At 74.2% G+C, this 12,358-nt stretch carries 8 protein-coding genes; 6 read left to right on the top strand and 2 right to left on the bottom strand.

The genetic code is table 11. The annotated features are described in order from the left end of the window. Nucleotides 1-77: 77 nt before the first annotated feature. Nucleotides 78-3,002, top strand: a complete 2,925-nt coding sequence (locus ACFY5B_RS34980) for an AAA family ATPase (RefSeq protein WP_389977747.1) — start codon at nt 78-80, stop codon at nt 3,000-3,002. 111 nt (nt 3,003-3,113) lie between these two features. On the opposite strand, the gene ACFY5B_RS34975 is transcribed toward ACFY5B_RS34980, so the two are convergent. Beyond that, nucleotides 3,114-4,358 (bottom strand): SGNH/GDSL hydrolase family protein, encoded by a 1,245-nt coding sequence (locus ACFY5B_RS34975; protein WP_389977745.1) that lies wholly within the window; start codon nt 4,356-4,358, stop codon nt 3,114-3,116. Between the two features lie 227 nt (nt 4,359-4,585). Here ACFY5B_RS34975 and ACFY5B_RS34970 point away from each other — a divergent pair, with 227 nt between their 5' ends. From ACFY5B_RS34970 to ACFY5B_RS34950, 5 genes are all read left to right on the top strand, one after another. Next, the gene (locus ACFY5B_RS34970; protein ID WP_389977743.1) at nt 4,586-5,263 is read left to right on the top strand and encodes an AIM24 family protein; all 678 of its coding nucleotides are present in this window, start codon (nt 4,586-4,588) and stop codon (nt 5,261-5,263) included. Nucleotides 5,264-5,435: 172 nt separating this feature from the next. Further along, the gene (locus ACFY5B_RS34965) at nt 5,436-6,491 is read left to right on the top strand and encodes a tetratricopeptide repeat protein (RefSeq protein ID WP_389977740.1); all 1,056 of its coding nucleotides are present in this window, start codon (nt 5,436-5,438) and stop codon (nt 6,489-6,491) included. 317 nt (nt 6,492-6,808) lie between these two features. Further along, nucleotides 6,809-7,843, top strand: coding sequence for a polyprenyl synthetase family protein (locus ACFY5B_RS34960; protein ID WP_389977867.1), 1,035 nt, complete (start codon nt 6,809-6,811; stop codon nt 7,841-7,843). Nucleotides 7,844-7,968: 125 nt separating this feature from the next. Further along, nucleotides 7,969-8,928 carry a threonine/serine dehydratase gene (locus tag ACFY5B_RS34955; protein WP_389977737.1) on the top strand — a complete coding sequence of 320 codons (960 nt, stop codon included), beginning with the start codon at nt 7,969-7,971 and terminating at the stop codon, nt 8,926-8,928. Between the two features lie 335 nt (nt 8,929-9,263). After that, nucleotides 9,264-10,883, top strand: a complete 1,620-nt coding sequence (locus tag ACFY5B_RS34950) for a serine/threonine protein kinase (RefSeq protein ID WP_389977735.1) — start codon at nt 9,264-9,266, stop codon at nt 10,881-10,883. Here the strand turns inward: ACFY5B_RS34950 and ACFY5B_RS34945 are convergent. Next, complete coding sequence (locus ACFY5B_RS34945) at nt 10,875-12,323, bottom strand: serine hydrolase domain-containing protein (protein ID WP_389977732.1); 1,449 nt, start codon at nt 12,321-12,323, stop codon at nt 10,875-10,877. The genes ACFY5B_RS34950 and ACFY5B_RS34945 overlap by 9 nt on opposite strands. Nucleotides 12,324-12,358: the final 35 nt, after the last annotated feature.

The following is a 12,358-nucleotide window of genomic DNA, read 5'->3' as shown; positions in this document are numbered from 1 at the left end:
GTCGGTGGTTGATCGCGACCACGCGGCAAAGCCGCACCATGTCGACGTCCCGCGCCCCTGAGAAGAGAGTTGGTTCCGTGCAGCAGGCTTCATCGGTCACGCCCGTCGTCGGGCGGGACGCCGAACTCATGCGACTCTCCCGGGTACTGGAGCGCGCGCGAGGCGGTGAGGCCCGGGCCGTGCTGATGGCCGGGGACGCCGGGGTCGGCAAGACCCGGGTACTCGACGAGGTCGGGAGGCAGGCCGCCGCGGCGGGCATGACCGTGCTCACCGGGCACTGCGTGGATCTCGGGGACGTCGGGCTGCCCTATCTGCCGTTCACCGAGGTTCTCGGGGTGCTGGCCGCCGAAGAGCGGTTCGCCGGTGCTCTGGCCGCTCATCCCGTGGTCGAGCGGCTGCTGGGGGCCGGGACCGGCTCCGTGCGGGACGTGGACGGCCGGCTGCGGCTGTTCGAGGGGATGGCGGGGCTGCTGGCCGAGGTCGCGGAGGTCGCGCCGCTGCTGCTCGTGCTCGAGGATCTGCACTGGGCGGACCAGTCGTCGCGGGACCTGCTGCGGTTCCTGCTGGGCCGGGGTGTGCTCCGGCGCCGGCTGGCGGTGTTCGCCTCCTACCGGGCCGACGACCTGCACCGCCGGCATCCGCTGCGGCCACTGCTGGCGGAGCTCGTACGCCTGCCCGTCGTCGAGCGGATGGAACTGCGGCCGCTGGCCGATCCCGAGGTTGCCCGGCTGGTGCGGGCCCTGGAGCCCCGGCCGCTGCCGGACGCCACGGTGCGGCGGATCGTGGAGCGGGCCGAGGGGAACGCCTTCTACGCGGAGGAGCTGCTCGCCGCCACCGACACCGAGTCGGGTGGTGTGCCCAGCGGGCTCGCCGATGTGCTGCTGATCCGTTTCGAGCAGCTCTCCGAGATGGCGCAGCAGGTGCTGCGGACCGCCTCCGTCGCCGGGCGCCGGGTGGAGCACGACCTGCTGCGGGAGGCGGCCGGGCTGCCGGAGGCGGAGCTGGAGTCGGCGCTGCGTGAGGCGGTGGGCCGGCAGCTGCTCGTGGCCGGCGAAGGGGACACGTACTCGTTCCGGCACGCGCTCGCCCGCGAGGCCGTCTACGCCGACTTGCTGCCCGGGGAGCGGGCGAGGCTGCACGGCGCGTTCGCACGGCTGCTCGCCGGGCGCGGACGGGCCGAGAGCGCCGCCGAGCGCGCCCACCACTACCGGGAGAGCCACGATCTCCCCGAGGCGCTGGCCGCGTCGCTGGAGGCCGCCGATCACGCCCGGCGGGTCGGTGCGCCGGCCGAGGAGCAACGGCATCTCGAAGCGGCCCTTGACCTGTGGTCGGCGGTCGGGCCCGGGGCCCGGCCCCCGGGCGTCGAACGGGTGACGCTGATGCTGCGGGCGTCGGCGGCGGCCGCGCACGCCGGGGAGCTGCACCGGGCGGTCTCCCTCGCCCGGTCCGCGCTGGCCGGACTCGGCCAGGACGCCGAGTCCGAACTCGCCGCGCGGGTCCGCTACACCCTCGCCGGGAACCTGCTGAGCGTGGACAGCCTGACGGCGGCGTTCGCCTACAGCAGCGAGGCACTGGCGATGATCCCGGAGGAGCCTCCGTCCCCGACGTGGGTGTGGGCGGCGGCCACCCATGTCCTGGCGGCACGCCACGTCGGGGAGAACGAGACCGCGCTCGAGGTCGCCCGCCGGGCCCTGGGGGTGGCGGAGCGGCTGCGGGTGACCGACGCCCAGGCGGACCTGCTGATCTCCCTGGCCGTTTTCGACGGCGAGGGGCGGCGCGGCCTCGAGGGCCGGCAGCTGCTGCTCAAAGCCCGCGAGCTGGCCCGGAGTTCGGGCAACGCGCCCGTGGAGCTGCGCGCCCTGTTCAACCTGGCCATGGGCTGTTACGAGTCCGGTGCCCTGGCGGAGTGCGTGCCCTGGCTGACGGAGGGTCTGGACCGGGCCCGGCGCGCCGGGCTGCTGTCGTCGACGTATCCGCTGGAGATGCGCTACCTGCGGCTGCTGGTGCTGAACGTACTGGGCCGCTGGGACGAGTGTGTGCGTGCCGCGGCGGCCGACGCCGACGTGCTGCCGGCCGCCGGCGGGTACACGATGGGTCCCGCCCTGTACGTGATGCTCGCGCGCGGTGACTTCGCGGCCGCCGAGCGGGCGCGTGCCCTGCTGGAGGAGCCGTTCGACTGGATGGCCACCCTGGTCGCGGGCATCGTGCTCACCGACGCGGCGGTGCTGCGCCGGGATCCCGAGGACGCGGTGCGGTGGATGCGGTCGACGGTCTCGGCCCTCGTCGACGAGTCGGGTACGCGCCCGGACGTCACGGTGCGGCTCGCCGCGCTGGCGCTGTCGGCGGTGGCCGACGCGGCGGCCGGGCTGCGGTCGGCCGGTGACGAGGCCGGAGCCCGTCGCTGGACGGACACCGCGACCGAACTGGTGGAACTGGCACGGACCACGGCCACCCGCGACGACGGCACGCCCCAAGGACCCGAAGGGCAGGCGTGGCTGGCCCGGGCCGAGGCCGAGTGGATCAGGGCCGCGTCGGGCCCGGACGCGGCCGCCTGGGCGAGGGTGGTGTCGGCGTTCGGCTACGGCGACGTCTACGAGCGGGCGCGGTGCCGGCTGCGGTACGCCGAGGCCCTGGTGGCGGCCGGGCGGCGCGAGGAGGCGGCGTCCGAGGCCCGGGCCGTGCGCGAGACCGCGGACCACCTCGGCGCCCCGCCGCTGCGCGAACAGGTGGACGACCTGATCCGTCGCGGCCGGCTGTCGGACAGGCCCGGCAGCGACGACCGGGCCGCCGTCCTCACCGCCCGCGAGCAGGACGTGCTGCGACTGCTCGCCCTCGGCCGCAGCAACCGGCAGATCGGCGAAGAGCTGTTCATCAGCGGCAAGACCGCGAGCGTCCACGTCTCCAACATCCTCGCCAAGGTGGGCGCGTCGAGCCGCGGCGAGGCGGTGGCGATCGCCTACCGCGAAGGCCTGATCGCCCCGGAGCCGACGACGTCCGGCTGACCGCCCGAGCAGCCGGCCGAGGCGACCGGGGTCAAGGGCCCGCCGTTCGGATCATGTCGGCGCCGCGGGGCGTGGCACGCCCATCTGCCGTGTCGCCCCCGGACAGCACACCTAGCCGACCCCGCAGTCGAGGCTGTCCAGGTCGACGGCGTCGGCCATCGCCCGCATCCCCTGGTCGTCGGGGTGCAGATGGTCGCCGCCGTCGAAGGCGGGACGGATCCGCTCGGGGTCCTCGGGGCTGCGCAGGACGCGGTCGAAGTCGGCGACCCCGTCGAACTCGCCGCTGTCGCGGATGAAGGCGTTGACCTGCCGCCGCACCGCTTCCCCGGCGGGGTCCCACTCCTGCCAGCCCTTGTAGGGGGCGATCGTGGCTCCGACGACGCACTTCCCGGCCGCGTGCGCCCGGTCGATCAGCTTGCGGTACCCGGCGATCAACCCCGCGCCGGTGGCGCCGGGTTCGGCCTTGATGTCGTTGACGCCCTGGAAGAGGAACACCGTGCGCACGCCCGGCAGCGAGAGCGCGTCGCGCTGCACCCGGTTCAGGGCGCTCTGCCCGGGGCCGTCGAGGAGGACCTTGTTCCCGGCGATGCCCGCGTTGGCCACCCCCTCGACACCGGTGCCGGTGGACTCGGCCAGGCGGCGGGCCAGGAAGTCGGGCCAGCGGCGGTCCCGGTCGGTCGTGGAATGCCAGCCGTCGGTGATGGAGTCGCCGAGGGCGGCCACGGCGCCCGTCCTCTCGCGGGGCCGTACGGTGACCGCGTCGAGGTAGAACCAGGAGCCGGTCCGCTGCTTCCAGTGGGTCGCGCTCTCCTCCGCGGCGTGGTCGCCGACGGTCTTGTAGGACGTCTGCATCGCCAGCCAGTGTCCGGTGAGCGCGCCGCCCGCCCGGGGCACGTACATGCTGACCGCGAGGGTGCGCCCGGCCGGAACACGGCCGGGCAGCGGGTCGCTGTAGACGATGCCACCGGCGGGGACGGTGACGGAGCGGGCGCCGTCGAAGGTCAGGCGCCTGTTGCTGCCGGGGACGAGTGCGGCACCGCCCTGTCGCAGGCCCGCGTGGACGTTGGCGAACGTCACCGGCTGGTCGCCGAAGGCGTTGGACAGCCGCACCCTGAGGTCGCCGCCGCCCACGCTGGTGCGCACCATCAGCCGGTAGCCGCGGCCGTCGGCCGCCTCGCCCACGTGTCCGGCGGAGGAGGCCCAGGTGACCACACTGGGCCCGGCCGCCCTCGGGGCGCTGGGCGGCGGGCTGGGCCGGCCCCCCTGAGGCGCCGTGCCCGTCCCGCAGCCCACCGCGACGCAGCAGGTGAGGGCGGCCAGGGCGGCTCGGCAGCGGGGGCGTGCGGTGCGGGACATCGTCGGCGCTCCTTCGGCCGGTCGGGGCGTGTGCGGGCGGAGGTCGTCCCGGCGTACCTCACCGTAGTGGTGCGGTCTGCAGCGCTGTGCAGGTGGCCTCGCCCGGGCGTGCCCCTCGACGGGCGTGCCGTCCCGCGTGGTCGGTGAAGTGGCGTGAGCCGTGGGCGGGTGAAGCCGCCTTCCGCGTGATCTTGGCGGAGGGAAACGCTCCGGGCGAGGATGCCGGTATGAAGGGTGACCTCTTTTCCAGTGAGCACATGGTGCAGCCGGCCGTGGCGCCGGGCATGACGATCGAGAACGCCAAGTGCGTCCGGTACACGGTGAACGGCGAGATGCTCGCCCGGCAGGGAGCGATGATCTCCTACCGCGGCAACCTCCAGTTCGAGCGCAAGGGCCAGGGCGTGGGCGGCATGCTCAAGCGCGCGGTCACCGGGGAGGGCCTGCCGCTGATGGCGGTGCGCGGACAGGGCGAGGCCTGGTTCGCACACGAGGCACAGAACTGTTTCATCGTCGATGTCGAGCCGGGCGACGAGTTCACGGTCAACGGCCGCAACGTCCTGTGTTTCGACGCCACGTTGTCGTACCGCATCGCCACCGTGAAGGGCGCCGGCATCACCGGCGGCGGTCTGTTCAACAGCGTCTTCACCGGGCACGGCAAGCTGGGTCTGGTGTGCGAGGGCAACCCGCTCGTCATCCCGGTCTCGCCGCAGTACCCGGTGTACGTCGACACCGACGCGATCGTCGGCTGGACCGCGGGGCTGCAGACCTCGCTGCACCGCTCGCAATCCATCGGATCGATGCTGCGCGGCGGCTCCGGCGAGGCCGTGCAACTGCTAATCCAGGGCGAGGGATACGTCGTCGTCCGGCCGAGCGAGGCGACACCGCAGAAAGCCGGTCAGCACTGAACACCCATCAGGTGATCTGCGCCTCACAGGCAACCCGGTCCGTTCCGCCGACGTCTTGATCGGCAACAGGTACTGCCCTGGCCCTTGTGGCCAGGGCAGGTTTTCACCCTTCTATGCACACCATGTATACGCACTATGTATAGACGGTGGGCATACGGACCGAAAGGCATCGATGTACGGCAAGGCATTCGCCCCGGAGTACCAGGGCGCGCTCACCACCCTGTCCGTCAACTCCTCGCTCACCGACGTCCTGGCCGCCGGTACCGAGCAGTTGAGAGCGGCCGAGCGCGCCGGACAGCCCGGGGAGGCGGCGCGTTCCGGGCTCGCGGTGGCCGAGGCGCACCGCCGGCTGGGCCGGGTCGAGGACGCGGACCGGGCCTGGAAGGCGAGCTACCGCGCGGCCCGGCAGGCCGGGGACGCCGGGGCGATGGCCTGGGCCTTGTGGAGCGGCGGCACCCTGGCCCGGCAGCGCGGCGCGCTCCGGCTGGCCCGCAGGCTGCTCCAGCTGGCCGCCGACCTCGGCGAACGCGGCGGGGACATCGTCGTGCGCGGCTACTCGCTGGCCGGTCTGGCCGAGACCGGCCGCATTCAGGGCGACTACGAGGCCGTCGGCCGGCTGCACGAGCAGTTGCTCGCCGAGGCCCGGCGGCGCGGGGAGGCACGGCACACCGTGTGGGCGCTGGAGGGCATCGCGCAGATGCACCGCAACACCGGCCGCTACGACTCGGCGTACGCACTGTTCGAGGAGGCCGCCGAAATCGCCGCTCGTGCCGACGACCGCCGCGGCCACGCGTGGGCGCTGCGCGGGCTGGCCGATGTGGTGTCGGTGCGCGACCAGGACACCGAGCGGGCCCTGGAGCTGCTGACCGAGGCGGAGACGACGTGCCGGGCGATGCGGCTGTCCAGTGCGCTCGCCTACAACCACAAGATGCGCGGCAACGTCCTGTACCGGGCGGGGCGTTACGAGCAGGCGCGTGCGCTGTACGAGCAGGCGCTCGCGGAGTTCCGCGAGATGAGCGAGCCGCGCGGGGAGGCACTCTCGCGGCTGGGACTCACCAAGTCCCTGGCCCGCCTGGGCCGCGACCGTGACGAGACGGCGGCCGAACTGGCCGACCTCGCCGGCCTGCTGGAGCGCATCGGCCTGCAGCACGCCCGCCTGATGGTGGCCCGGGCCCACGAGGAACTCGGCATACCGTCGGCCGGGCGGACGACGGGGGCGGCCCTGTGACGGCGCTGCCGACGACGGTGGAGAATGCCCGGAGGAACGCCACGGCGGCATCGGCGCCGCTCACGCAGGCCCCACCGCCCCGGGAAGCCGGACAGACGGCGCACCAGGGCACGAGGGCCCCGGCCACCCAGGCCCCACCGCCCCGGGAGACCCGGCAGACCGCACACCAGGGCACGAGGGCCCCGGCCACCCAGGCCCCACCGCCCCGGGGAGCCGGACAGGCGGCGCACGAGGGCGCGACGGCTTCGGCCCCGGCCACCGTGCGGCGGTCACGGCAGGGCACGGCGGCCGAGGCGACCGCCACCACACGGACAGCGCTGCGGGGCGAGGCGCACGATCGCGCGGCCGGCGCCCGGGACGTTCCCGCCGTTCTCGACCGCTGCCGCGCCCTGGTCCGGCCCGCCCTGGAAGAGGCCGTGGGGCGGCTGCACCCCTGGGTGGGCGAGATGGCCGCGTACTCCCTCGGCTGGTGCGAGGTCGGGGGTGCTCCGGCCGTGGCCTCCGGCGGCAAGGGCGTGCGGCAGGCGCTCGCGGTGCTCGGCGCGGAGGCGGCCGGTGCGCCGGGCCGGGCCGGGGTGGCCGCGGCTGTCGCGGTGGAGCTGGTGCACACCTTCTCCCTGCTGCACGACGACATCATGGACGGCGACGCGGACCGGCGCCGCCGCCCGGCCGTGTGGCGGGCCTACGGCACGGGTCCCGCGGTGCTGGCGGGCGACGCCCTGTTCGCCCTGGCCGTCGAGACGCTGGCCGCGCAGCCCGGTGGTGCCGCGGGTGTGCGCACGCTGTCCGTGGCGCTGGGTGACCTGGTGCGCGGGCAGGCGGACGACCTGCTGTTCGCCGACCGCCCGTGGACCGGCCCGGAGCGGGTACGCCCCGACGAGTACCGGGCGATGGCGGAGCACAAGACGGGCGCGCTGCTGGGCTGCGCGGCGGCGCTCGGTGCCGTACTGGGCGGTGCCCGCCCCGAGACGGCCGCCGCGCTCGACCGGGCGGGCCGGCACCTGGGGGTCGCGTTCCAGATCGTCGACGACGTGCTGGGCATCTGGGGTGACCCCGGCGTCACCGGTAAACCGGTCCACGGTGATCTGCGCGAGCGGAAGAAGACGTTCCCGGTGCTGGTGGCGCTCGGCTCCCCGATGGGCGGCCGGATCGCCGCACTCCTCGACTCGGGTGCGGCGACCGACACGGCGGCCGCGCTCATCGAGGAGGCGGGCGGCCGTGCCGCGGCCCTGGCGGAGGCCCGCCGGCACCTCACCGCCGTCGAGGCCTCACTCGCCGGAGCTCCGCTGGCAGCGGAGGCCGTCGGGGACCTGCGGTCGCTGCTGGAGTACCTGGTGCGGCGCGACGTCTGAACCGCCGGGGCCGGGTGCGTCCGTGACACAGGGCAGGCCCCCGCACCGCTTTGACCTCGGCCCCCTCGACACGTCAGGGTTCGATACGGCGCGTTCCGCGACCCCGCGCCGGAAGGACGACTGCCATGATCGGCATTCCGGAGATCGAAGCCGCGGCCGGGCGAATCGCCGGGCACGTCGTGCGCACTCCGACCGTGGACAGCCCGGGGCTGTCGGCGCTGCTCGGTGCACCGGTCACCGTGAAACTCGAACTGCTGCAGCGCACCGGCTCGTTCAAGGCACGCGGGGCGGCGGCGAAGCTGCTGTCGCTGAGCGAGGCGGAGCGGGCCGCCGGGGTCGTGGCGGTCAGCGGCGGCAACCACGGCATCGCCGTCGCGGTCATGGCCGCGGCCCTCGATGTGAAGGCCACGGTGGTGATGCCCCGTTCGGCGCCCGCCCGTGCCGTGGAGATCGCGGAGGAGGCCGGTGCGTCGGTGCGGCTGACCGATGACATGGACGGCGCCTTCGCGCTCATGGCGCGGCTTCAGCAGGAGGGCCTGACGCTGGTCCATCCCTTCGACGACCCCGCGGTGATCGCGGGACAGGGCACGGTCGGGCTGGAGTTCGCCGCCGACGCCGGCGAACTCACGGACGTGCTGGTGAGCATCGGGGGCGGCGGCCTGATCTCCGGTGTCGCCGCAGCACTGCGGGCGCGCCGGCCCGGCGTGCGGGTGTGGGGCGTGGAGACCGAGGGCGCGCAGGCCATGTCCGAGGCACTGGCGGCGGGCGGCCCGCTCCCGGTCGCCCTGTCGTCGATCGTCTCCACCCTCAGCGCCCCGTCCGTGTCGCAGCTGACGTACGACCATGTCTCGGCCCTGGTCACCGAGGTCCTCGTGGTTCCGGACCGGGAGGCCGTGCAGGGCGTGCTGGACCTGGCCGACCACGCCAAGGTGTGGGCCGAACCGGCGGCCGGCTGCCTGCTGCCCGCGGCCCGGCAGGTCCTGGACCGGGTCGGCGACGGGGCGCGGCTCGGTCTGGTGGTGTGCGGGGGCAACGCGACGACGGACGACGTGTTCGCCTGGTCGCGTCGCTTCGGGCTGCGCTGACGTTCGGGCCCCTCCCGGAGAATCCGTCGCGCTATTCATCGGAGGGCTCCGAGTTCAGACGTTGTACGCCTTCGCATTTACCGCCGGTTACCTCCAGGCCGGGCCCGAATTCCCGAATCAACGGGTTGCGGCGGCCGAATTCCTCGCGCCCGCCGCGCGCCGGGCTGCCGAGGTGAGCCGCGCACGGGCCCGCGAAAGACCCTCTTTCTTCGCACACTTGCTCCCACCCTTTGAACAAAAGACAGGAACGATCACGGAGTTGCGATCCGTTTGAACGCAGGCCGCCTCGCCCCCCGTACTTCTGGAAAAGGTGAGAGCCAGGTTTCCAGCGAGGGATGGCCATGGGCAGGGCGCACGTCTCCACACACCAGTTGGTCGCCGGCCGGTACCGGCTGCTCGAGATCATTCATCGCGAGACCAACCGCATCTGCTGGTATGCCGAGGACACCGGGGCCGGCGAGATCTCCCGCCCGTGCCTCGTGACCCAGATCGGGCTTCCGGAGGACCCGCGCGGGGCCGAGCGCCGGGCTGCCGCCCGCCTGCTGCGCACGACCGAGAACATGGCGCTGCTGTGCCCCGGCCGGATCGCCGCGGTCGTCGACGCGGTCGAGGAGGCAGGCACCCTGTGGACGGTCAACGAGTGGATCGACGGCACCCCCCTCGGTGAACTCCTTTCCGAGCAGGGCACGTTCAACTACGTGCGGGCGGCGCGGATCGGCCTGGAGCTGCTCGACGTGCTGGACGCGGCGCACGCCGGGGGCATCACGCACGGCGAACTCAGCCCCGGCCAGGTGTTCGTGCGCGAGGATCACTCGGTCGTCGTCACCGGCTTCGGCCTGGCCGGGGCGACCCTCGCGCCCCGGCTGACGGCGCCCGCGTTCGCCTCCCCGGAGCAGGCCCGTGACCAGCGCATCGGCCCCGCGGCCGATCTGTGGGCGCTGGGCGCGATCCTGTACACGACGGTCGAGGGGCGCCCGCCCTTCCGGGACCGGGGGCGACCGGAGAACACCCTGAAGGGCGTCGACCGGCTTCCGCTGCGCACGCCGGTGCGCGCCGGGCCGCTCACCCAGGTCGTGCAGGGCCTGCTCCGCAAGGACTCACGAGAGCGGCTGACCCGCCCGGTGGTGCGTGAGGCGCTGACCCGCGCCCTCAGTGAGGACCCCGAGGCCGCCCTGGCACCGGCCCCGCGGCTGCGCGGCGCCTACGCCGCGGTGCGGACGGGCAGCCCGGCGTGGAGCAGACGCACCATGGTGGCGGGAACGGCCCTGGCCGTCGTCACCGTGGCGGTCGCCGTGCTCGCCGCGACCCAGGGGCTGCCGGGCACGGACGGCGGCAGCGACGCGGCCGAATCGCCGGCCCGGCCACCGGCCTCCGCCGCCACGCCGGGCGAGGGCACCGGCGGCGACAGTGCCGAACCGTCCGCGGTGCCCAGCCCACCCGAGTCCCCCTCCCCCACACCCACGCGCACCCCCTCCTCCCCGGCCACGGCCCTGCCGCCCGGGTTCCAGCGCTACCGGGCGCCGGAGGGCTTCTCCGTCGCGCTCCCCAAGGGCTTCAAGCGGCTGGACACCGACCGTGACGGCGAGGCGTACCGGGTCGTCTTCGGCGCCGAGGACGACGACCGCACGCTGGCCGTCACCTACAGCGACCAGGCGGGTCCGGACCCCGTCGTCGTGTGGCGGGACGACGTCGAACCCAACCTCAAACAGGCCGACGGCTACGACCGGATCGGCGCGATCCGCGCGACGACGTACCAGGGCCGCAAGGCGGCCGACATGGAGTGGACCGCGTACGCCGACGGCACCCGGGTGCACACCTACGGCCGCGGCTTCCTGCTCGGTGGGGGCCGGAGCTTCTCGCTGCGCTGGACCACACCGGACGCCGACTGGGACGAAGCCGCCAACCAGGAGGCGCTGCGCACCTTCTTCAAGACCTTCCGGCCGGACTCAGACTGACCGGCGCGGGGCGCGCAGGGCGGTGAGGGGGCCGCCGTGCAGCGGAGTGGTGCACCAGTGCCCGGTGAGCGTCCCCTCCGCGAGGGAGCAGGTCAGCGCCAGACGGTGCGGGGTCTCCAGGAACACCACGTCCACGGCCAGCGTGCCGCCATCGGTCCAGCCGCCGCTCACCGCGGTCGGGACGGGTTCCTCGGCGACCGCCCAGCCCTCTCGCGGGATGCGCAGGCCGAGCCGGTCCGGACGGTCCGGACGGTCCCTCTCTCCGGTGAGTGTGAGCGTCCAGCCGTCGGTGCCCCGGGTGAGCCCCGCCGAGCGGACCGGTCCAGCCGCGGAGGGCGTGAAGGCGGCGGTTGCCCAGTCCCGCTCCCGTTCAGGGGGTACGGGACGGCCCGGGGCGGGCGGCAGCGCGAGCCGGTTGAGGCGCTCCCGCAGTTCGGCGTCGGCGGCCTCGCGGCCGGTCAGCGGCTCGGGGCCGAAGGCGGGCAGCAGATGCTTCCAGACCAGGTTCAGGTATTCCTGCATCCGCTCGGTCGCCGTGGTCGCCGCGATCACCACGTCGTGCTCCGGCAGCACCAGGCAGAACTGGCCGAACGCGCCGTCGCCCCGGTAGCCGTGCCGGGACGTCCAGAACTGGTAGCCGTAGCCCCGGTCCCAGTCCTGCCGGTCCACGTCGCCCATGGCGCCGGCGGTCCGTGTGCGGGGGTGCGAGGCCCGGGCCGCCCATCCCTCGGGCAGCAGCCGCTCTCCCTGCCACAGCCCGTCGCGCAGATACAGCTGTCCGAGCCGGGCGATCGCGTCGGTGGTGGCGTGCAGGCCGCTGAAGCCGAGCTCGCGGCCGGTGCGGTCCCGCAGCCAGGCCACCTCGCCGATACCCAGCGGATCCAGCAGCCGGGGCCGCAGGTACGCGGTGAGCGGCTGCCCGGTCACCCGCTGGACGATCGCGGCGAGCGTGTAGGTGGCGGGCTGGTTGTAGGCGAAGACGGTGCCCGGGTCGGCGTCGGGGGGCAGCAGCAGGAACTGCCGGACGGGCTCGGAGACGTCCCGCCCGAAGGCCTCGTCGACGGTGTCCCGCCGGTGGCCGCTCGCCATGGACGCCACGTGCCGTACGAGCACGGCCCGGCTGCGCGGGTCGGTGATGTCGGCCTCGAACTCCGGGAAGTACGAGGTCACGGGTGCGTCGAAGTCGAGCAGCCCCTCGGCCTCGGCCAGGGCCGCGGCGGTTGCGGTGAAGCTCTTGCTGAGCGAGTACAGCAGGTGGCGGCGTTCGGGCGTGTACGGCGCCCACCAGCCGGCGGCCACCAGCTGCCCGTGCCGCATGATCATCAGACTGTGCGGCTCGATACCGGGCGCCGCTTCGAGGGCGTCGAGGAAGGCGTGCACACCGCGGGCGTCGACGCCTTGTGCGGCGGGATCGGAGGAGGGCAGGGCGGAGGCGCTCATGGATGCATCCTGCACCCGTCGGCGACCTTGATCGA

The sequence above is a fragment of the Streptomyces sp. NPDC013187 genome (genome assembly GCF_042899705.1).
In the GTDB taxonomy this organism is placed as follows: domain Bacteria; phylum Actinomycetota; class Actinomycetes; order Streptomycetales; family Streptomycetaceae; genus Streptomyces; species Streptomyces hawaiiensis_A.
The sequence above is the reverse complement of the archived record's forward strand: the minus strand, read 5'-3'. Positions and strand labels throughout refer to the sequence as shown.